We start from the raw sequence: 20,495 nt of genomic DNA, 5'->3' as shown, positions 1-20,495 counted from the left end.
CTCGGGCGTCGAACCGAGCCAAACGATCGAAATCGCTGTACTCAAAAGACATCTTCCGCCTCCTCACCTGGTCTCGTTGATCCCCTATGAGCGCCCCACGAATCTGTAGGACACATCCAATTCGAACAAGTGATCGAATCTCGGTCTGCGGCACCGGAACCGGATGGCCTACCGGGAAATGACACTGGTGTGATTACACACGCGTCAGCTGCCCTGGTCAAGCTCTAGAACAGGAATTCATACCATTCCGTGATCGAATTACGGCGAGTCGTGACCTCGGCGTGTCCATCACACTCGAATCCATCGCTGTTCGGGGCCGACTCCTGCCGATACCCAATCCGATTGGACGGCCTACGCTCGGTCGATGTGAAGGTCACGGTACTGGTCGGCGGCGTCGGTGGCGCCCGGTTCCTGCTTGGCGTGCAACAGCTCTTGGGCCTCGGTCAGTTCGGTGGCGCGAAAGGTGCTGCTGGGACTGATGATACTACTGAGCATGAATTGACTGCAGTGGTCAATGTGGGCGATGACGCGTGGATGTTCGGCGTGCGGATCTGCCCGGACCTCGATACGTGCATGTACACCCTCGGCGGCGGTATCGACCCCGAACGCGGCTGGGGGCATCGCAACGAAACCTGGCATGCCAAGGAGGAACTCGCGGCCTACGGAGTACAGCCGGACTGGTTCGGGCTCGGCGACCGGGATCTGGCGACACATCTGGTGCGCAGCCAAATGCTGCGTGCCGGTTATCCGCTGTCGCAAGTGACCGAGGCGCTGTGTACGCGATGGGCACCGGGGGCCACGCTGCTGCCCGCCAGTGACGACCGCAGCGAAACCCACGTCGTCATCACCGATCCCGGACCCGGTGAGTACGCCGGCGAGAAACGCGCGATCCACTTCCAGGAGTGGTGGGTGCGCTACCGCGCCAAAGTCCCAACCCACAGCTTCGCTTTCGTCGGCGCCGACAAGGCCACCGCCGGGCCCGGCGTCGCAGAGGCGATCGAATCGGCCGATGTCGTCCTGATCGCACCGTCGAACCCGGTGGTGAGCATCGGCGCGATCCTCGCGGTGCCCGGTATCCGCGGCGCACTGCGCTCGACCCCAGCGCCCGTCATCGGCTACTCCCCCATCATCGGTGGAAAGCCGTTGCGGGGCATGGCCGACGAATGCCTGTCGGTGATCGGCGTGCCGAGCACCTCCGAAGCCGTCGGCAGGCACTACGGCGCCCGCTCCGGGGTCGGCATCCTCGATGGCTGGTTGGTGCACGAGGGCGATCACGCCGACATCGAAGGGGTCGGCGTCCGAGCGGTGCCGCTGCTGATGACCGATCCCGGCGCCACCGGCGAAATGGTCCGCGCGGGAATGGATCTGGCAGGCGTGAAGCCATGACCGAACCTTCAGGGCCCCGCGGTGACCACGGCACCGCCGCCGCGGTCGAACTGCTGCCGGTCCCGGGGTTGCCCGAGTTCCGTCCCGGTGACGATCTCGCGGCGTCGATCGCCGCGGCCGCGCCGTGGCTGCGCGACCACGACATCCTCGTGGTCACCAGCAAGGTGATGTCGAAGTGTGAGGGCCGCATCGTCGATGCGCCGATCGACCCCGAGCAGCGCGACGCGTTGCGACGCAAGCTGATCGATGCCGAGGCGGTGCGCGTGCTGGCGCGCAAGGGCCGCACCCTGATCACCGAGAACGCCATCGGCCTGGTTCAGGCGGCGGCGGGCGTCGACGGCTCGAACGTCGACGCGGCGGAACTCGCGCTGCTGCCGGTCGATCCCGACGCCAGCGCGGGGGCGCTGCAGTCGGCGTTGCGCGAACGGCTCGGCGTGACGGTCGGGGTCGTCGTCACCGACACGATGGGCCGCGCTTGGCGCAACGGGCAGACCGACGTCGCCATCGGCGCCGCCGGTTTGACCGTGTTGCACGGGTACGGCGGTTCGGTCGACCGGCACGGCAACGAACTGATCGTCACCGAGATCGCCGTCGCCGACGAGATCGCCGCGGCCGCGGATCTGGTGAAGGGCAAGCTGACCGACATCCCGGTCGCGGTGGTGCGGGGGCTGCAGCTGCCCGATGACGGTTCCACCGCGCGCCGCCTGGTGCGGGCGGGCGAGGAAGACCTGTTCTGGCTCGGCACCGAGGAGGCCATCGCGCTCGGCCGCAGCCAGGCGCAGCTGCTGCGCCGGTCGGTACGCCGGTTCTCGGCCGAACCGGTGGCGCCGGAACTCGTCGAATCTGCTGTCGGCGAAGCGCTCACCGCGCCGGCTCCCCACCACACGCGGCCGGTGCGGTTCGTGTGGTTACAGGACCAGACCCGACGCTTGGCATTGCTGGACCGGATGAAGGACAAGTGGCGCGCCGACCTCTCGGCCGACGGGCGCCCCGCCGATGCCGTCGAACGCCGCGTCGAACGCGGCCGGATCCTCTACGACGCACCGGAAGTCGTCATCCCGTTTCTGGTGCCCGACGGTGTGCACAGCTATCCGGACGCCGACCGCACCGCCGCCGAGCACACGATGTTCACCGTCGCCGTCGGTGCCGCGGTGCAGGCGCTGCTGGTGGCGTTGGCCGTCCGTGGCGTCGGCAGCTGCTGGATCGGGTCGACGATCTTCGCCTCCGACATCGTCCGCGACGAGCTCGATCTGCCCGATGCCTGGGAACCGTTGGGCGCGATTGCGATCGGCTACCCCGAGGACGACACACCGCCCGGTCCGCGCGCTCCCGTGCCGACCGACGGACTGCTGGTGCGCAAGTGAGCCTGCACACCTCGGCCGTCGAGACGTTGACCCGTTGGCATGCACCGGACCCCGCACAGGACACTCTGCGGCATGCGGTGCTGGCGTTCCTGGCCGCCCGCGCCGACGGCTGTCTTCGCGAGTGCGCACCCGGTCACATCACGGGATCGGCGCTGGTGCTCGACCACACCGGCACACGGGTGCTGCTGACCCTGCATCCGAGGTTCGGGCGGTGGCTGCAACTCGGCGGGCATTGTGAACCAACCGATTCCGACGTCGTCGCCGCCGCCTTGCGGGAAGCCACCGAGGAGTCCGGCATCGAGGGCCTCACCATCGATCCGGTGATGGCCGCGCTTCACGTTCATCCCGTCACATGCTCGCTTGGGGTGCCGACCCGCCACCTCGACATGCAGTTCATCGTGCGCGCCCCTGCCGACGCCGAAATCGTGGTCAGCGACGAGTCTTTGGACCTGCGATGGTGGCCGCTGGACGCACTGCCGGCCGATTGCGATTTCGGCCTCACCCAGTTGGCGGCGGCCGCCCGCGATCGGTGATTTCGGTGCACTACCGATCGCTCGGCGATCGGTAGTGCACCCAAATCGCTGCTAAACGTCGGTCGAGAACCGGATTCCGCCGTCGGGGATCGTCACTCCCGGCCACACGCGCGCGCCGCGCAGCAGTTCGCATCGCGCACCGATGTCGGCGCCGTCGCCGATCACGCCGTCGCGGATCAGCGCTCGCGGACCGATGCGGGCCCCGAACCCGATGATCGAGCGTTCGATCACCGCGCCGGCACCCACCCGCGCGCCGTCGAAGATCACCGCGCCGTCCAGCCTTGCGCCCCCGGCGATTTCGGCGCCGCGACCGACCACGGTGCCGCCGATCAGCAGCGCACCGGGCGCGACGCCGGCGCCGTCGTGCACCAGTTTCTCACCGCGGTGCCCACCCAGCGCGGGTGACGGCGCGATACCGCGCACCAGATCGGCGGAACCGCGCACGAAGTCCTCCGGTGTGCCCATGTCGCGCCAGTAGGTGGAGTCGACGTAGCCGCACACCCGAAGCCCATCGGACAGCAGGCCCGGAAACACCTCGCGTTCGACCGAGAGAGCGCGGCCCTTGGGTATGCGGTCGATGACCTCGCGCTTGAACACGTAGCAGCCGGCGTTGATCTGATCGGTCGGCGGGTCCTGGGTCTTCTCCAGGAACGCGGTCACCATGCCGTCGGAGTCCGTTGGCACACACCCGAACGCACGCGGGTCTCCGACGCGCACCAGGTGCAGCGTCACATCGGCGGCGTTGTTCTCGTGGCTGTCCAGCAGCGCGCGCAGGTCGGCGCCCGACAGCACGTCGCCGTTGAACACCAGCGCGGTGTCGTGGCGCAGCTTGCCGGTGACATTGGCGATGCCGCCGCCGGTGCCCAGCGGTTCGGTCTCGACCACGTACTCGATTTGCAACCCGAACTTCGACCCGTCGCCGAACTCGGATTCGAACACCGCGGCCTTGTACGAGGTGCCGAGCACGACGTGCTCGATGCCGGCCTCGGCGATACGCGAGAGCAGATGCGTCAGGAACGGCAGGCCGGCAGTGGGCAGCATCGGTTTGGGAGCGGACAGGGTGAGCGGCCGCAGCCGGGTGCCCAGGCCGCCGACGAGGATGACGGCGTCGACTTGTGCAGGATTCACTTGCGCCGTCCTTTCGCCCCTCTGCGACGTGAGTGGCGGACCACCAGGCCCGCGCGCGCGGCGAGCGAACTCCGGATCGTCCACCGCAGCGGACCCTGCCACCACCGGGGGTACCGATCCGCGAGGAAAGTGTAGGTGCTCGTGTGATGGGCGGCCAAGTTGCGCGCGGGGTCCTTGCCGGTCGCGTGACCCTTCGCGTGCAAAACCTCGGCCGACGGGACGTACACGTTCTGCCAGCCGGCCAGCGAGAGCCGATCTCCGAGGTCGACGTCCTCCATGTACATGAAATAGCGCTCGTCGAAGCCCGAGATCTCCTCGAACGCCGACCGGCGCAGCAACAGACACGATCCCGACAGCCAGCCGACCGGGCGTTCGCTGGGCTCCTGACGCTCCTGGCGGTACTCGGCTGTCCACGGGTTCGACTTCCAGAACGGCCCCACCACCGCGTGCATGCCACCGCGCACGAGGCTCGGCTGGTGGCGCGCCGAGGGATACACCGAACCGTCGGGGTCGCGGATCAGCGGCCCCAGCGAACCCGCGCGCGGCCACCGGCCGGCGGCTTCGAGCATGATGTCGATACTGCGCGGACCCCACTGCACATCGGGGTTGGCCACCACGAAGAAGTCGTTGTTGTCGGAGTCGTTGACATACTCGGCGACGGCGCGGTTGATCGCGCTGCCATAGCCGAGATTGCCGCTCATGCGCAGTAATCGGGCGTTGGGATAACGCGCGAGCGCCTCCTCGGGCGCACCGTCGGTCGAACCGTTGTCGGCCATCACCACGGTCACCGGCCGGTCCGTGGCGTGCGACAGCGAGGCCAGGAACCGGTCGAGATGCGGGCCGGGTGAGTACGTCACCGTGACGACGATCAACTCGTCACTCATGCGGCACCGGTTCCGAACTCACGGCGTCGAGGGTAACGGGCCGTCACGCCCGAACCTCGACAGCGCATCCTGCAGCGCCTCGCGCCACGGTCGCAGCGGCGTGAGGCCCGCCTCGGTGGAGCGTCGACCCGACAGCGCGGAATACGGCGGCCGCCGCGCCGGCCGAGGCTTGCTGGTGACGGGTCGCACCCGCTCGGGATCGGCACCGACGGCCTCGAACACCGCCCGCGCCTGGTCGTAGCGGCTCGCCTCACCGTCGTTGGCGGCGTGCAGCACCGGTTCGCGGATCGCGCCGTCCGCGATCTCCAACAGCGCCACGGCGAGGTCACCGGCGTAGGTCGGGGACGCCATCTGATCGGCCACCACCTCCACCGTGTCGTCACCGGCGGCCTTGCGCCGCATGGCCGCTGCGAAATCGGTTCCCTCGCCGCCTTCGTACACCCACGAGGTGCGGACGACGTGCGCACCGGGCAACGCGGCCAACACCGCCCGCTCACCCTCGAGTTTGGTGCGGCCGTAGACGTTCACGGGTCCTGTCTCGTCGTCGATTTCATATGGACGGTGCAGTGTGCCCGAGAACACGTAGTCGGTCGAGATGTGAATCAGGCGCGCCCCGGCGGACGCGCACGCCCGCGCGAGGTGGGCCGGCCCCGCCACGTTGACGGCGTACGCCCGGTCCGGTTCGGTCTCTGCGGCGTCCACCTGGGTAAATGCGGCGCAGTTGATCACCACGTCTCCGGGGGCGATGACACGCTCGGCGGCCGCCGCGTCGGTGATGTCGAGTTCCGACGACGCCAGAGTGAGCACCTCCCGACCCTGCCCGCGGGCCTGACCTGCGAGAACACGGCCCACCATCCCGCCTGCGCCAGGGATCACGATTCGGGCCGGCTCGGAAAAAGACACGGTCACGAGTCTGGCACGCCGAGTCGCGCTACCCGCTCTGTGCCCGTCTCCCCAGTAGCCTGGGCTGATGCCCGGTCGAATGCTTCGTGTCATCGCCGTGTCCGCGGCCTTGGCGATCGTGGTCGGTACCGGCGTCGCGTGGGGCAAGATCCGCTCGTTCGAGTCCGGTATCAATCACATCTCGTCGATCGCGCTGGGCGAGGGCGGTGAGGACGGCGCGATCGACATCCTGCTCGTCGGGCTGGACAGCCGCACCGACGCGCACGGCAATCCCCTGTCCCAGGAAGAGCTGGCCACGCTGCGCGCGGGCGACGACGAGTCGACCAACACCGACACGATCATCTTGATCCGCGTGCCCAACAACGGAAAGTCCGCCACCGCCATCTCGATTCCCCGCGACTCGTATGTGGAGGCGCCAGGTATCGGCAAGATGAAGATCAATGGCGTCTACGGCTCGGAACATCTGGAGAAGATGACCGAGCTCGTCGAGGGAAAGGGTATGGACCCCGCCGAGGCCGAGCCGCAGGCGACCGAGGCCGGCCGCGAAGCCCTGATCAAGACCGTCGCCAACCTCACCGGCGTCACGGTCGACCACTACGCCGAGGTCGGCCTGTTGGGCTTCGCGTTGATCACCGAAGCCCTCGGCGGCGTCAACGTGTGTCTGAAAGAGGCGGTCTACGAACCTCTTTCGGGTGCCGATTTTCCGGCGGGCTGGCAGAAGCTGAACGGTCCGCAGGCGCTGAGCTTCGTGCGCCAACGACACGACCTGCCGCGCGGCGACCTCGACCGGGTGACGCGCCAACAAGCCGTGATGGCTTCGCTTGCCCACGAGGTGATCTCGGGCAAGACGCTGTCGAGCCCGTCCACTTTGAACCGACTTCAGGACGCGGTCCAGCGCTCGGTGGTGCTGTCCGACGGTTGGGACGTCATGGAATTCGCCGAGCAGCTGCAGAAGCTGGCCGCGGGCAACGTTGCGTTCGCCACCATTCCGGTGCTGCAAGAGAACGGCTGGAGCGACGACGGCATGCAGAGCGTCGTGCGGGTCGACCCCAGCGAGGTCAAGAGCTGGGTGGAAAGCCTGCTGCACGAGCAGGATCAGGGTAAGACCGAGGAGATCGCCTACTCGCCCGACAAGACCACCGTCGAGGTGGTCAACGCCACCGAAGTCAACGGCCTGGCCGCCTCGGTGTCGCAGGTGTTGACCAACAAGGGCTTCACCCCCGGCCCCACGGGCAACCACGAGGGCGATCCGGTGGCCAACAGCCAGGTCCGCGCCCCCAAGAGCGACGACCTTGGCGCGCAGGCTGTTTCGGAGGATCTGGGCGGATTGGCGATCGTCGAGGACCCGTCGGTGGCGCCCGGCAACGTGCGGGTGGTGCTCGCCGACGACTACACGGGTCCGGGCTCCGGCTTGGACGGGAGCAGCGTTCCGACGCTGGCCGCCGACTCCGTGACCGTCGGCTCGACCGAGACCGCACCGCCGCCGCCGTCGCCGATCCTGACCGCCGGGTCCGACGATCCCGCGTGCATCAACTAGCGTGACCACGCTCAGCGGAGCGATCCTCGACCCGCTCATGGCGTCCGACCCGGCGGGCCCGCGGATCACCTATTACGACGACGCCACCGGCGAACGCATCGAGTTGTCGACCGCCACGCTCGCGAACTGGGCCGCCAAGACCGCCAACCTGTTACGCGACGAGTTGGGCGCCGGACCGTCGACGCGCGTCGCGGTTCTGCTGCCCGCACACTGGCAGAGCGCCGCGGTGTACTTCGGCATCTGGTGGATCGGCGCCGAGGTCGTGCTCGGTGCCGACGGCCCCGCCGACGTCGCGCTGTGCACCGCGGATCGCTTGGCCGAGGCCGACGAGATCGTCGCGATGGGCAGCGGAATAGGTGAGGTTGCGGTGCTTTCGCTGGACCCGTTCGGCAAGCCCGCGGCCGACCTGCCGGTCGGGGTGACCGACTACGCCACCGCCGTCCGGGTCCACGGCGACCAGATCGTGCCCGAGCGCTCCCCCGGTCCCGCATTGAACGGCCGCGGGGTCGACGAGGTGCTCGCCGCGGCTCTTGAAGCTGCTGCCGCGCAAGGGATTACCGCCTCCGATCGCGTGCTGTCCAGTGCCGGCTGGAATTCCGCCGACGAGCTAGTCGAGCACCTGTTGGGCGTCTTCGCCGCCGGCGCCTCGCTGGTGCAGGTGGCCAACCCCGACCCCGCGCTGGCCGATCGGCGCAGGGCGACGGAGAAGGTCACCAAGGGCTGACCGTCGCGCGTTCTCCGGCGAGAGGCTACTTCAGCAGGGCGCGCGACATCACCACGCGCTGAATCTGGTTGGTGCCCTCGTAGATCTGGGTGATCTTGGCGTCGCGCATGTACCGCTCGACGGGGAAGTCGGTGGTGTAGCCGTAGCCGCCGAACAACTGCACGGCGTTGGTGGTGACCTCCATCGCGACGTCGGAGGCGAAGCACTTCGACGCCGAGGAGATGAACCCGAGGTCGGGCTCGCCGCGTTCGGCGCGAGCAGCCGCGGAATACACGGTCAACCGGGCGGCCTCGATCTTCATCGCCATGTCGGCGAGCATGAACTGCACGGCCTGAAAGTCGCCGATCGGCTTGCCGAACTGCTTGCGCTCCTTGACATATGCGATCGAGGCGTCGAGTGCGCCCTGCGCGATGCCGACCGCCTGCGCACCGATCGTCGGGCGGGTGTGGTCGAGGGTGGCCAACGCGGTCTTGAATCCGGTGCCCTCGTCGCCGATTATCCGGTCGGCCGGAAGCCGGCAGTCCTCGAAGTACAACTCGGTAGTGGGCGATCCCTTGATACCCATCTTCTTCTCCTTGGCGCCGATGGAGAAGCCGGGGTCGTCCTTGTGGACGATGAACGCCGAGATGCCGTTGGCCTTCTTGTCCGGGTCGGTCACCGCCATCACCGTGTACCAGGTCGACTGGCCGCCGTTGGAGATCCAGCATTTGGCGCCGTTGAGCACCCACTCGTCACCCTCGCGGCGGGCTCTCGTGCGCATCGAGGCGGCATCGCTGCCCGCCTCGCGTTCCGAGAGTGCATAAGAGGCGACGGCCTCACCCGCGGCGATCGAGGGCAGCACCTGCTTCTTGAGATCCTCACTGCCGCGCAGCAGCAAGCCCATGGTGCCGAGCTTGTTGCAGATCGGGATCAGCGACGACGACGCGCACACCCTGGCGACCTCTTCGATCACGATGCAGGCCGCGATCGAATCGCCGCCCTGACCGCCGTACTCCTCAGGGATGTGGATGGCGGCCATGCCCGACGACGTCAGCGCCGCGAGCGCCTCGTCGGTGTAGCGCGCCTTCTCGTCGACGTCGGCCGCATGCGGGGCGATCTCCTTCTCGCAGAGGTCGCGCAGCACCGCGCGCAGTTCGTTGTGCTCGTCGGAGAGCTGAAAGAGGTCGAACGACGGGTTGCCGATGGCCATGAAAACTCCTTGCTACTCGCCGGTAACCCTACTCTCGAGGGCCCCGTCCACCTATTCGCCGAGTAGGCGCTCGCGCAGGGCCGCGTCCTTCTGCAGCACGGTGTCGTGCAGGTCGGCCTGGAACCGCAGCATCCGCTCGCGCAGCGCGCTGTCCGCCGCGCCGAGGATCCGCACCGCCAACAACCCGGCGTTGCGCGCGCCGCCGATCGACACCGTGGCCACCGGTACGCCGGCGGGCATCTGCACAATCGACAGCAGCGAGTCCATCCCGTCGAGCTTGGCCAGCGGCACCGGGACGCCGATGACCGGAAGCGGCGTCGCCGACGCCACCATGCCGGGCAGGTGCGCCGCCCCGCCCGCGCCCGCGATGATCACCTCGATACCGCGGTCGGCCGCGCTCTGCGCGTATTCGAGCATCCGGACCGGCGTCCGGTGCGCCGAGACGACGCCGACCTCGAACGGCACCTCGAATTCGGCGAGCGCGTCGGCCGCGTCCTCCATCACCGACCAGTCGCTGTCGCTGCCCATGATCAGGCCGACGCGCGGCGCAGGAGCGCTACTCATGTGGGTCCCATCCGTCCGTCCATTCCGCGTGCGACAACCAGTGTGCCGCCCTGGCCGCGCGCTCGCGCACATAGGCGACGTACGCCTCGTCGCCCAGCGAACCGGTGGCTGCGCCGAGCACGTTGACGTGGCCGATCTTTCGGCCCGGCCGCTCGGCCTTCCCGTACAGGTGGACCTTGGCATCGGGCATCCGCGCGAACAGGTGATGCAGCCTCTCGTCCATCGTCATCGCCGGAGCCTCCTGCGCGCCAAGGACATTCGCCATGACGGTGACCGGAGCGATCGGCGCGGTGTCGCCGAGCGGATAGTCGAGCACCGCGCGCAGGTGCTGTTCGAACTGACCTGTGTACGCGCCGTCCATGGTCCAGTGTCCGGAGTTGTGCGGGCGCATAGCGAGCTCGTTGACCAGCAGCGCGCCGTCGACGGTTTCGAACAGCTCGACGGCCAACACGCCGACGACACCGAGCTCAGAAGCAAGCTTTAGCCCCAATTGCCCTGCTGTCGAACGTAATTCGTTGTCGAGACCCGGCGCAGGCGCGATCACCTCGACGCAGATGCCGTCGCGCTGCACGGTCTCCACCACCGGCCACGCGGCGCCCTGCCCGAACGGCGAACGCGCCACCAGGGCGGCCAGTTCGCGCCGCATCGCGACCTTCTCCTCGACCAGGACCTGCGCCCCGCCGTCCAGATACCGCTGCGCGGCGTCGCGCACCTCGGCGACGTCTGCGGCCAGCGTGACTCCCCGCCCGTCGTAGCCGCCGCGCACGGTCTTGACGACCACGGGGCCGCCGACCCGCTCGGCGAATGCGTCGACGTCGGCCAGCTCCTCGACCGCCGCGAACCGCGGCACCGGCGCGCCGAGCGCCTCCAGCCTGCGGCGCATGACCAGCTTGTCCTGGGCGTGTACCAGCGCCGACGGCGGCGGTGCCACGTTGACGCCCTCGGCGAGCAACTTCTCCAACAGCTCGGTCGGCACGTGTTCGTGGTCGAAGGTCAGCGCATCGGCGCCGGCGGCGACACGGCGCAGCGCGTCGAGATCGGTGTGTGTGCCCAGCACCACATCGGGGCTGACCTGCGCGGCGGGGTCACCGGCATCGACCGCGAGCACACGCAGCGTCTGGCCGAGCGCGATCGCGGCCTGATGAGTCATCCGGGCCAGCTGACCACCGCCGACCATGGCGACCACCGGGGGCCCTTTGGGGTTCTGCGACACGTCCACATGGTGTCATGACGACCGGTCCGGGTCGGCCCCCGCGTACCCACCGCGACCTGCATGGGTACACGTAGGCTGCCGGATTTACGTACACTGCCCTGTTGTGTCCTTTACCGATGCGACGATCGCGCGGCTGCCGAAACCGGTACGGCCGTACTTCGAGCGGCATCACGAACTCATCAAGTTCGCGATAGTCGGCGCGACGACGTTCATCATCGACACGTCCGTCTTCTACACGCTCAAGCTCACGGTGCTCGAGCCCAAGCCGGTCACGGCAAAGATCATCGCGGGCATTGTCGCGGTGATCGCGTCCTACATCCTCAACCGCGAGTGGAGCTTCCGCGACCGCGGCGGCCGCGAGCGTCATCACGAGGCGCTGCTGTTCTTCGGCTTCTCCGGCGTCGGCGTGCTGTTGAGCATGGCCCCGCTGTGGTTCTCCAGCTACGTGCTGATGCTGCGGGTGCCCGAGGTCAGCCTGACCGTCGAGAACATCGCCGACTTCATCGCCGCCTACATCATCGGCAACCTGCTGCAGATGGCCTTCCGGTTCTGGGCGTTCCGGCGCTGGGTGTTCCCCGACGAGTTCGGCCGCAACCCCGACAAGGCGGTCGAGTCGCTCACCGCGGGCGGGCTCGCCGAGCTCATGGAGGACCACCACGAGCACCTCGATCACGTCGACGGCGAGGGGAACGTCACGCCGCTGCGCCGTCCCGGCCGACACGCCGGCAAGGTGACTCAGCTGGGCGACTCCTCCGAGCCCAGGGTGTCGAAGACCTCGTGATACAGCAGCGAGTGGACGCGCTCCACTCGCGGGATGTCGTGGAACTCGAGCGGGTCCTGCGCCGCTGACTCGATGATCAACGTGCCGGTCCGCAAGATGCGGTCCAGCAGCGCGTGCCGGAACTCGACGCTGTTGATCCGGGCCAGCGGAATGTCGATGCCCGAGCGGGTCAACACGCCGTGGCGGAACATGACGCGGCGATCGGTGATCACGAAGTGCGTGGTCCACCAGTTCAGGAACGGCCAGAGCGTCAGCCATCCGACGATGATCAGCCAGATCGCGGCGATCACGATCAGCACGACGTTGCGGGCGGTCTGGTCCCAGCCTGTGCTGTTGACGTAGCCGCCGCCGAACGCGGCCAACGCCGTCACGACGAGCAGGATCAGGACCGGCCCGATGAGCCGCTTCCAATGCGGATGGCGGTGCAGCACCACCTGCTCGTCGGACGCGAGCACGTTGTCCGGGTAACCCATGCGATGACTTTAGGACGAAGTCACTGGTCGGGACGCAGATGCACGATGTCGCCCGCCGAAACGGTCACCGGCCGTCCGTCGGACTCGATGACGAGCCTGCCCTGGTCGTCGACGTCACGGGCCACACCGACGATCTCCTGCTCGCCGGGCAGCAGCGCGCGGACCCGCCGCCCCAGCGTCAGGCTGGCGGCGCGGTAGTCGGCCGCCAGCCCGGCGTCCGCTCCCCCGGCGCGCCGCCACGATTCGAGACGGTTGCCCAGTTCGTGCAGCAGTCGAACGACAATGCGCTGCCGGTCGGGTGCCGGGACCCCGAGATCGACCAGCGAGACGGCCCCCTCGACGCCGACGTCCTCGGCGCGCAGCGAGACGTTGAGCCCGACGCCGACGACCACGGCCCGCTGCCCGGCCGCGACTTCGGCCAGGATCCCGGCCAGCTTGCCCTCGCCGGCGAGAACGTCGTTGGGCCACTTCAGGCCCGCAGACACGCCCGTGTCGGCCACCGCGTCGACGACGGCCACGCCGGTCGCCAGCGGCAACCAGCCCCACGCCGAGCTGGGCACCGCGGTGGCGTCGATCCCCACCGACATCGTGATCTGCGCGAACGGTATCGCCGACCAGCTGCGGCCCCGCCTGCCTCGGCCGGCGGTCTGATTCTCGGCGATCAGCACGGCGCCCTCGATGTCCTCGCCACGCGCGACTCGCGCGATCAGGTCGGCGTTGGTCGATCCGGTCTCGTCCACCACGTCGATGCGCCGCCACGTCTGCGAACCGCTGCCGACCTGCTCGCGCAGCGTTGCGATGTCGAGCGGAAGCCGTTGTGTGGTCATCGCGTCGCCCTCCCCTCTGTCAGTTGTCGAGCCCTAAGGAGACCTTAAGGACGCGCCGTCGGTCGCGCGGCGGCCGTTCGTTAGCATCGACCACCATGACCTCCGTTCAAAAGCCGTCGGTCGAGCCGTCAGGCGAACACGAGATCGACATCCACACCACCGCGGGCAAGCTGGCCGATCTGCGCAAGCGGACCGCGGAGACCTTGCACCCGGTCGGTGAGGAAGCGATCGAGAAGACTCACGCCAAGGGCAAGCTCACCGCTCGCGAGCGCATCCTGGCGCTGCTCGACGAGGGCTCGTTCGTCGAACTCGACGCCCTGGCTCGCCACCGCAGCACCAACTTCGGCATGGAGGCCAACCGCCCCCTCGGCGACGGCGTGGTGACCGGTTACGGGACCATCGACGGCCGCGAGGTGTGCATCTTCAGTCAGGACGCGACGGTCTTCGGCGGCAGCCTCGGCGAGGTGTACGGCGAGAAGATCGTCAAGGTCCAGGAACTGGCCATCAAGACCGGCAGGCCTTTGATCGGTATCAACGACGGCGCGGGCGCCCGCATCCAAGAGGGTGTCGTCTCACTTGGCTTGTACAGCAACATCTTCCACAACAACATCCTGGCCTCCGGCGTGATCCCGCAGATCTCGCTGATCATGGGCGCCGCGGCAGGCGGGCACGTCTACTCCCCCGCGCTGACCGACTTCGTGATCATGGTCGACCAGACGAGCCAGATGTTCATCACCGGGCCGGACGTCATCAAGACCGTCACCGGCGAAGAGGTGACGATGGAGGAGCTCGGCGGCGCGCACACCCACATGGCGAAGTCCGGTCTGGCGCACTACGTGGCCTCCGGTGAGCAGGACGCGTTCGACTACGTGCGCGAGCTGCTGTCGTACCTGCCGAGCAACAACTACGCCGATCCGCCGCGCTACCCGGAGGCGGTACCCGAGGGCCCGATCGAGGACAACCTCACCGACGAGGACCTCGAACTCGACACGCTGATCCCGGATTCGCCGAACCAGCCTTACGACATGCACGAGGTCATCACCCGCATCCTCGACGAGGACGAGTTCCTCGAGGTGCAGGCCGGCTACGCGCAGAACATCATCGTCGGGTTCGGCCGCATCGAGGGCCGCCCCGTCGGCATCGTGGCCAACCAGCCGACCCAGTTCGCCGGCTGCCTGGACATCAACGCCTCGGAGAAGGCCGCCCGGTTCATCCGGACCTGCGACTGCTTCAACGTCCCGATCGTGATGCTGGTCGACGTGCCCGGCTTCCTGCCCGGTACCGGCCAGGAGTACAACGGCATCATCCGGCGCGGCGCGAAGCTGCTCTACGCCTACGGCGAGGCCACGGTCGCCAAGATCACCGTGATCACCCGAAAGGCTTACGGCGGCGCCTACTGCGTCATGGGGTCCAAGGAGATGGGCGCCGACGTCAACGTCGCCTGGCCGACCGCGCAGATCGCCGTGATGGGCGCTTCGGGCGCCGTCGGGTTCGTGTACCGCTCGAAGCTCAAGGAAGCCGCCAAGAACGGCGAGGACGTCGACTCGCTGCGCCTGGAGTTGCAACAGGAGTACGAGGACACGCTGGTCAACCCGTACATCGCGGCCGAGCGCGGTTACGTCGACGCGGTGATCCCGCCGTCGCACACGCGCGGCTACGTGGCGAACGCGCTGCGCCTGCTGGAACGCAAGATCACGCAGATTCCGCCCAAGAAGCACGGGAACATCCCGCTGTGAGCGGGGCGAACAATCCAGCCGGCGTGAGCGGGGCGAATGGCTCGGCTCCGGCGAGCGACGGGGAGGTCGAGGCGACGGTGACTGACGAGCAGATCGCCACTCAGCAGGATCACGAGGCGCACATTCAGGTCGTCAAGGGTGAACCGACCCGGGACGAGCTCGCCGCGCTGATCACGGTGCTCGCCGCCGCGTCGAGCGCACCGGCCGAGCCGCGCGAGCAGGAGGAGAACCTCTGGGGCCATCCCGTCAACCGGCTGCGGTACACGCCGTTCAGCTGGCAGCGGGTGACGCTCGTGGAACGGACACACATGCGTCGTCGATGACGCGGGTCGTCCTCGGCTCGGCCTCCTCCGGCCGCCGAAAAGTGTTGCGGCAGGCCGGAATCGATCCGCTGATCGTGGTCTCCGGGGTCGACGAGGACGCCGTCATCGCCGACCTCGACCATGCGGCGACACCTGCGGAGGTGACGGTCGCTCTCGCGGCGGCCAAGGCAGATGCCGTCGTCGCCGACCTCGATCCCGCCGTCGGCACGGACTGCGTCGTGATCGGGTGCGACTCCATGCTGCTGCGCGACGGCGCGTTGGTCGGCAAGCCGGCCTCGGCCGAGACGGCGCTGTCCGACTGGCGCCAGATGGCGGGCAACTCCGGCCGGCTGTACACCGGACACTGCGTGATCCGTCTGCGCGACAACGAGATTGCGTGTCGTCTGGCCGAGGCCACCTCCACCACGGTGCACTTCTCCACACCGTCGACCGCCGATCTCGAGGCGTACGTCGCCAGCGGGGAGCCGACCGCGGTGGCTGGCGGCTTCACCCTCGACGGTTTGGGCGGCTGGTTCGTCGACGGCGTCGAGGGTGACCCCTCGTCGGTGATCGGCATCGGCCTACCGCTGATCCGCGGCATGTTCGAGCGCGCCGGGCTGTCGCTGGCCGACCTCTGGCGCGACAACCCAGTCACCTGATCCCACGGGATACGCGCGCCTCGGTAGGCTCGGGTTTGTGCCTCTACCTGCCGATCCAGATCCCGCCCTGCAGTCGTATGCCCACCCCGAACGCCTGGTGACCGCCGACTGGTTGTCGGCGAACCTTGGCAGACCGGGACTCGCCATCGTCGAGTCCGACGAGGACGTGCTGCTCTACGACACCGGCCACATCCCGGGTGCGGTCAAGGTCGACTGGCACACCGACCTCAACGATCCCCACGTGCGCGACTACATCACCGGTGAACAGTTCGCCGAGCTGATGAACCGCAAGGGCATCTCCCGCGACGACACCGTGGTGATCTACGGCGACAAGAGCAACTGGTGGGCCGCGTACGCCCTGTGGGTGTTCACACTGTTCGGTCACCCGGACGTCCGCCTCCTCAACGGAGGCCGCGACCTGTGGATCTCCGACGGCCGCGAGACCACGCTCGACGTGCCGACAAAGACGAGCAACGGCTACCCCGTCGTCGAGCGCGACGACACGCCCATCCGTGCGTTCAAAGACGACGTGCTCGACCTGCTCGGCCAGGCGCCCCTGATCGACGTCCGCTCGCCGCAGGAGTACACCGGCGAGCGCACCCACATGCCCGACTATCCCGAGGAGGGCGCGCTGCGGGGCGGCCACATCCCCACCGCGCGCTCCATTCCGTGGGCCAAGGCCGCCGACGACAGCGGCCGGTTCCGCAGCCGTGCCGAGCTCGAGGACCTCTACGGCTTTCTGACCCCCGACGACAAGACGATCGTCTACTGCCGCATCGGGGAACGCTCGAGCCACACCTGGTTCGTACTGACGCACCTGCTGGGCCTGCCGGGAGTCCGCAATTACGACGGCTCGTGGACGGAGTGGGGCAACGCCGTGCGAGTTCCTGTGGTCGCAGGGGAAGATCCAGGCGAAGCGCCATGAGCATGCCGGCCGCGCTGGCCGAGGTGGTGTCGGACTTCAAGGAGATGCAGGGGCAGGACAAGCTGCAACTGCTCCTCGAGTTCGCCAACGAATTGCCGCCGCTGCCCGCTGACCTCGAAGAAGCGGCGATGGAACCGGTTCCGGAATGCCAGTCGCCGCTGTTCTTGCACGTCGACGCCGAGAACCGCGAGCATGTCCGGCTGTACTTCAGCGCGCCCGCCGAAGCGCCCACGACCCGCGGGTTCGCCGCGATCCTGGCCGCGGGGCTCGACGACCACTCCGCCGACGAGATCCTCGCCGTGCCCGACGACTTCTACTCCGAACTGGGGCTCGCGGCGCTGATCAGCCCGCTGCGGTTGCGTGGGATGTCGGCGATGCTGACCCGCATCAAGAAGCGGCTTCGCTGAAGGTCTTCCGTCGGTTACCGACGGGTAAGGGACCGGCTCACGGGGACCTCAGCGACGACGCATAAACTTCCCCCAGTTACATTCCTAAAGACGTTTCTTAGACATGCCACCAGGAGGCGCAGTGCCCAGTCACGCCAGCTCGAAGATCTCCAAGGTGCTGGTCGCCAACCGCGGGGAGATCGCGGTCCGGGTGATCAGGGCCGCCAAGGACGCCGGGCTGGCCAGCGTGGCGGTGTATGCCGAACCTGACGCCGACGCTCCTCACGTACGGCTCGCCGACGAGGCGTTCGCCCTGGGGGGCCAGACCTCGGCGGAGTCGTATCTGGTGTTCGAGAAGCTGCTCGACGCGGCCGAGAAGTCCGGAGCCAACGCGATCCACCCGGGCTACGGGTTCCTGTCTGAGAACGCCGATTTCGCGCAGGCGGTCATCGACGCAGGTCTGATCTGGATCGGGCCCAGCCCGCAGTCGATTCGCGATCTCGGCGACAAGGTGACCGCGCGCCACATCGCCGCGCGCGCCAAGGCGCCGCTGGTGCCCGGCACCCCGGAACCGGTCAAGGACGCCGACGAGGTCGTCGCGTTCGCCGAGGAGTACGGCGTGCCGATCGCGATCAAGGCCGCCTTCGGCGGCGGCGGCCGTGGCATGAAGGTGGCCCGCACGATCGAGGAGATCCCCGAGCTCTACGAGTCGGCGGTCCGTGAGGCGGTCGCGGCGTTCGGCCGCGGCGAGTGCTTCGTCGAGCGCTATCTGGACAAGCCGCGCCACGTCGAGGCTCAGGTGATCGCCGATCAGCACGGCAACGTCGTGGTGGCGGGCACCCGTGACTGCTCGCTGCAGCGGAGGTTCCAGAAGCTGGTCGAGGAGGCGCCCGCGCCGTTCCTGACCGACGCTCAGCGCAAGGAGATCCATGAGTCGGCCAAGCGCATCTGCAAGGAGGCCGGTTACTACGGCGCGGGCACCGTCGAGTACCTCGTCGGCCAGGACGGGCTGATCTCGTTCCTCGAGGTGAACACCCGCCTGCAGGTCGAGCATCCGGTGACCGAGGAGACCTCGGGCATCGACCTGGTGCGCCAGCAGTTCCGCATCGCCAACGGCGAGCCGCTCGACATCACCGAGGACCCGACGCCGCGCGGCCACTCGATCGAGTTCCGCATCAACGGCGAGGACGCGGGCCGCGGCTTCCTGCCTGCCCCCGGCCCCGTGACATTGTTCGTGCCGCCGACCGGCCCGGGCGTGCGGCTGGACTCCGGTGTGGAGACCGGTTCGGTCATCGGCGGCCAGTTCGACTCGATGCTGGCCAAGCTGATCGTCAGCGGCGCCACCCGCCAGGAGGCCCTCGAGCGGTCCCGTCGCGCGCTTGATGAGTTCACCGTCGAGGGCCTGGCCACCGTGATCCCGTTCCACCGTGCGGTCGTGTCCGACCCCGCGTTCATCGGTGACGACAACGGCTTCACCGTGCACACCCGCTGGATCGAAACCGAGTGGGACAACACGATCGAGCCGTTCACCGGTGGCGATCCCATCGAAGAAGAGGACACCGTTCCGCGGCAGACCGTGGTCGTCGAGGTCGGCGGTCGCCGGCTCGAGGTGTCGCTGCCCGGCGACCTGGCGCTCGGCGGCGGCGGCGCCCCCGCGGCGGGTGGCAACGTCGTCCGCAAGAAGCCCAAGGCCCGCAAGCGTGGCGGCGGCGGTGGGGCGGCCGCGTCCGGCGACGCCGTGACCGCGCCGATGCAGGGCACCGTGGTCAAGGTCGCCGTCGAAGAGGGCCAGGAGGTTTCCGCCGGTGACCTCGTCGTGGTGCTCGAGGCGATGAAGATGGAGAACCCGGTCACCGCGCACAAGGACGGCACCATCACCGGCCTCGCGGTCGAGGCAGGCGCCGCCATCACGCAGGGCACCGTCCTGGCCGAAATCAAGTGATTTCGGTGCGCAACCGATCGCGCAGCGAGCGTTAGCGCACCGAACTCGCATGGACCCCGTCGAGATCAATGCCGGCGCTTGGTATTTGCGGGCGCCGCGCGATGACGAACTCATCGACGACGGCTCCGCGCTCGCCGACATGGGTGAGACGGATCCGGGCTACATCGCGCGCTGCCGCGCGCAGTGGGCCTCCGACACCGCGTACAGCTGGGCGGTCTGCGAGCCGACCACCGGAGAGATGCTGGCCGAGATCACACTGGATCCGCACGCCGCGTTGCTGCGCACCCGGTTCCGCGAGGGATACGCCGACGCGGCGGCGATCTCCGAGGAGTCCGTGCGCCGGTTCGCCACGGGGATGCTGGGCCTCACGGTCCGCTGACGTCACCTGACGTCGATGTCGCGACCCGTCGCCAGATCTGCACAGTCGACCGCCACGACATCGTCGCGACCGGCCAGAAACGAGCGTGCCCCCTCGTCGCCGTGTATCTGGTCGAGCAGCGCGGCCCAGTGCCTGCGGGCGATGACGACCGGATGGCCGGGCGCCTGCGCGTAGCGTGCCCGCGCGAGACCCGACTCCGAAGTTGTCGCGGCGGCCACCACGCGGCGCACCACCTCGGCACCGACGTCGGGCGTGTCAACGGTGTGCAGCACCGCGAAGTCCGCCTCGATCGCCGACAATCCGGCCCGCAGCGATGCCGACAATCCGTCCGCCCAGGCCTCCGCGAAAACGGCGCGTGCCGGCGGCGGAACCTCGACCAAAGCCGCGCCCAGCACCACCACCACGTCGTCGCACCCACCCGCATGCAGCGCATTCACCGCGGTGTTCAGCCACTCACCCTGGGCCGCAAGCACTTTCGGCATCCCATAGCGGGTGCCTGCACCGGCGGCCAGCAGCACACCGGCGACCGTCATGTCCCACGTCTTTCAAGTGCTTCGAGTTTCGACAAAATTGCCATTTCTCAGGTATTCCAAAGCGTCTGACCAGTGGTTACGGCGACGATCTCGATATTGATTGTGCATGGTCAGTTAGCAGCGTAGG

The 20,495-nt window shown here is 68.3% G+C and carries 22 protein-coding genes; 13 read left to right on the top strand and 9 right to left on the bottom strand.

The features are described 5' to 3' along the window. Positions 1-366: 366 nt before the first annotated feature. Genes cofD through A5650_RS19405 form a run of 3 tightly spaced genes read left to right on the top strand, consistent with a single transcriptional unit; the run spans position 367 to position 3,283 of the window. The gene (gene cofD / locus A5650_RS19415; protein WP_067295153.1) at positions 367-1,386 is read left to right on the top strand and encodes a 2-phospho-L-lactate transferase; all 1,020 of its coding nucleotides are present in this window, start codon (positions 367-369) and stop codon (positions 1,384-1,386) included. Next, positions 1,383-2,750: a coenzyme F420-0:L-glutamate ligase gene (locus tag A5650_RS19410; RefSeq protein WP_067295151.1), complete on the top strand. Its 1,368-nt coding sequence runs from the start codon at positions 1,383-1,385 to the stop codon at positions 2,748-2,750. The genes cofD and A5650_RS19410 overlap by 4 nt, the downstream gene beginning before the upstream one ends. Continuing rightward, positions 2,747-3,283 (top strand): NUDIX hydrolase, encoded by a 537-nt coding sequence (locus tag A5650_RS19405; RefSeq protein WP_067295149.1) that lies wholly within the window; start codon positions 2,747-2,749, stop codon positions 3,281-3,283. Before A5650_RS19410 ends, A5650_RS19405 begins: the two co-directional genes overlap by 4 nt. Before the next feature lie 51 nt (positions 3,284-3,334). On the opposite strand, the gene manB is transcribed toward A5650_RS19405, so the two are convergent. The 3 genes from manB to rfbD are packed head-to-tail and all read right to left on the bottom strand — an operon-like array spanning position 3,335 to position 6,150. After that, positions 3,335-4,411: a mannose-1-phosphate guanylyltransferase gene (gene manB / locus A5650_RS19400; RefSeq protein ID WP_067295146.1), complete on the bottom strand. Its 1,077-nt coding sequence runs from the start codon at positions 4,409-4,411 to the stop codon at positions 3,335-3,337. Beyond that, positions 4,408-5,295, bottom strand: coding sequence for a glycosyltransferase family 2 protein (locus A5650_RS19395; RefSeq protein WP_067295144.1), 888 nt, complete (start codon positions 5,293-5,295; stop codon positions 4,408-4,410). The genes manB and A5650_RS19395 overlap by 4 nt, the downstream gene beginning before the upstream one ends. Before the next feature lie 18 nt (positions 5,296-5,313). Beyond that, a complete protein-coding gene (gene rfbD, locus A5650_RS19390) occupies positions 5,314-6,150 on the bottom strand; it encodes a dTDP-4-dehydrorhamnose reductase (protein WP_067295141.1) in 837 nt (278 codons plus the stop codon). A gap of 115 nt (positions 6,151-6,265) precedes the next feature. On the opposite strand from rfbD, the gene A5650_RS19385 reads away from it, so the two are divergent. Continuing rightward, positions 6,266-7,735 (top strand): LCP family protein, encoded by a 1,470-nt coding sequence (locus A5650_RS19385; protein WP_067295138.1) that lies wholly within the window; start codon positions 6,266-6,268, stop codon positions 7,733-7,735. 1 nt (position 7,736) lies between these two features. Next, positions 7,737-8,459 carry a TIGR03089 family protein gene (locus A5650_RS19380; protein ID WP_156744201.1) on the top strand — a complete coding sequence of 241 codons (723 nt, stop codon included), beginning with the start codon at positions 7,737-7,739 and terminating at the stop codon, positions 8,457-8,459. Between the two features lie 25 nt (positions 8,460-8,484). On the opposite strand, the gene A5650_RS19375 is transcribed toward A5650_RS19380, so the two are convergent. Genes A5650_RS19375 through A5650_RS19365 form a run of 3 tightly spaced genes read right to left on the bottom strand, consistent with a single transcriptional unit; the run spans position 8,485 to position 11,425 of the window. Further along, positions 8,485-9,648 (bottom strand): acyl-CoA dehydrogenase, encoded by a 1,164-nt coding sequence (locus A5650_RS19375; RefSeq protein ID WP_067295135.1) that lies wholly within the window; start codon positions 9,646-9,648, stop codon positions 8,485-8,487. 51 nt (positions 9,649-9,699) lie between these two features. Continuing rightward, positions 9,700-10,212 (bottom strand): 5-(carboxyamino)imidazole ribonucleotide mutase, encoded by a 513-nt coding sequence (purE, locus tag A5650_RS19370; RefSeq protein WP_067295132.1) that lies wholly within the window; start codon positions 10,210-10,212, stop codon positions 9,700-9,702. Beyond that, positions 10,205-11,425, bottom strand: a complete 1,221-nt coding sequence (locus A5650_RS19365; protein ID WP_286150388.1) for a 5-(carboxyamino)imidazole ribonucleotide synthase — start codon at positions 11,423-11,425, stop codon at positions 10,205-10,207. Before A5650_RS19365 ends, purE begins: the two co-directional genes overlap by 8 nt. Before the next feature lie 103 nt (positions 11,426-11,528). Here A5650_RS19365 and A5650_RS19360 point away from each other — a divergent pair, with 103 nt between their 5' ends. Beyond that, positions 11,529-12,206 (top strand): GtrA family protein, encoded by a 678-nt coding sequence (locus tag A5650_RS19360; RefSeq protein ID WP_067295129.1) that lies wholly within the window; start codon positions 11,529-11,531, stop codon positions 12,204-12,206. Here the strand turns inward: A5650_RS19360 and A5650_RS19355 are convergent. After that, positions 12,161-12,679, bottom strand: a complete 519-nt coding sequence (locus A5650_RS19355; protein ID WP_067295125.1) for a PH domain-containing protein — start codon at positions 12,677-12,679, stop codon at positions 12,161-12,163. The genes A5650_RS19360 and A5650_RS19355 overlap by 46 nt on opposite strands. Positions 12,680-12,699: 20 nt before the next feature. Then, complete coding sequence (locus A5650_RS19350) at positions 12,700-13,506, bottom strand: biotin--[acetyl-CoA-carboxylase] ligase (protein WP_067295122.1); 807 nt, start codon at positions 13,504-13,506, stop codon at positions 12,700-12,702. Between the two features lie 95 nt (positions 13,507-13,601). Between A5650_RS19350 and A5650_RS19345 the strand changes: the two genes are divergently transcribed. The 7 genes from A5650_RS19345 to A5650_RS19315 all read left to right on the top strand — a co-directional run bounded on the left by A5650_RS19345 (position 13,602) and on the right by A5650_RS19315 (position 19,835). Further along, positions 13,602-15,242, top strand: coding sequence for an acyl-CoA carboxylase subunit beta (locus tag A5650_RS19345; protein WP_067295118.1), 1,641 nt, complete (start codon positions 13,602-13,604; stop codon positions 15,240-15,242). A 23-nt stretch (positions 15,243-15,265) separates the two neighbouring features. Continuing rightward, positions 15,266-15,565 (top strand): acyl-CoA carboxylase subunit epsilon, encoded by a 300-nt coding sequence (locus tag A5650_RS19340; protein ID WP_067295115.1) that lies wholly within the window; start codon positions 15,266-15,268, stop codon positions 15,563-15,565. Continuing rightward, the gene (locus A5650_RS19335; protein WP_067295112.1) at positions 15,562-16,203 is read left to right on the top strand and encodes a nucleoside triphosphate pyrophosphatase; all 642 of its coding nucleotides are present in this window, start codon (positions 15,562-15,564) and stop codon (positions 16,201-16,203) included. Before A5650_RS19340 ends, A5650_RS19335 begins: the two co-directional genes overlap by 4 nt. Before the next feature lie 37 nt (positions 16,204-16,240). Further along, a complete protein-coding gene (locus A5650_RS19330) occupies positions 16,241-17,128 on the top strand; it encodes a sulfurtransferase (RefSeq protein ID WP_067295109.1) in 888 nt (295 codons plus the stop codon). Then, a complete protein-coding gene (locus A5650_RS19325; protein ID WP_067295106.1) occupies positions 17,125-17,535 on the top strand; it encodes a SufE family protein in 411 nt (136 codons plus the stop codon). The genes A5650_RS19330 and A5650_RS19325 overlap by 4 nt, the downstream gene beginning before the upstream one ends. A 121-nt stretch (positions 17,536-17,656) precedes the next feature. Continuing rightward, complete coding sequence (locus tag A5650_RS19320; protein WP_067295103.1) at positions 17,657-19,456, top strand: acetyl-CoA carboxylase biotin carboxylase subunit; 1,800 nt, start codon at positions 17,657-17,659, stop codon at positions 19,454-19,456. 49 nt (positions 19,457-19,505) lie between these two features. Further along, on the top strand, positions 19,506-19,835 hold the full coding sequence (locus tag A5650_RS19315; protein ID WP_067295100.1) for a hypothetical protein: 330 nt from the start codon (positions 19,506-19,508) through the stop codon (positions 19,833-19,835). Between the two features lie 2 nt (positions 19,836-19,837). Here the strand turns inward: A5650_RS19315 and A5650_RS19310 are convergent, their stop codons facing one another. Continuing rightward, entirely contained in the window at positions 19,838-20,368 is a 531-nt protein-coding gene (locus tag A5650_RS19310; protein WP_067295096.1) for a nucleotidyltransferase family protein, read from the bottom strand. Between the last annotated feature and the right edge of the window lie 127 nt (positions 20,369-20,495).

It is taken from the genome of Mycobacterium sp. 1164985.4 (assembly GCF_001668575.1).
Lineage (GTDB): Bacteria > Actinomycetota > Actinomycetes > Mycobacteriales > Mycobacteriaceae > Mycobacterium.
The sequence above is the reverse complement of the archived record's forward strand: the minus strand, read 5'-3'. Positions and strand labels throughout refer to the sequence as shown.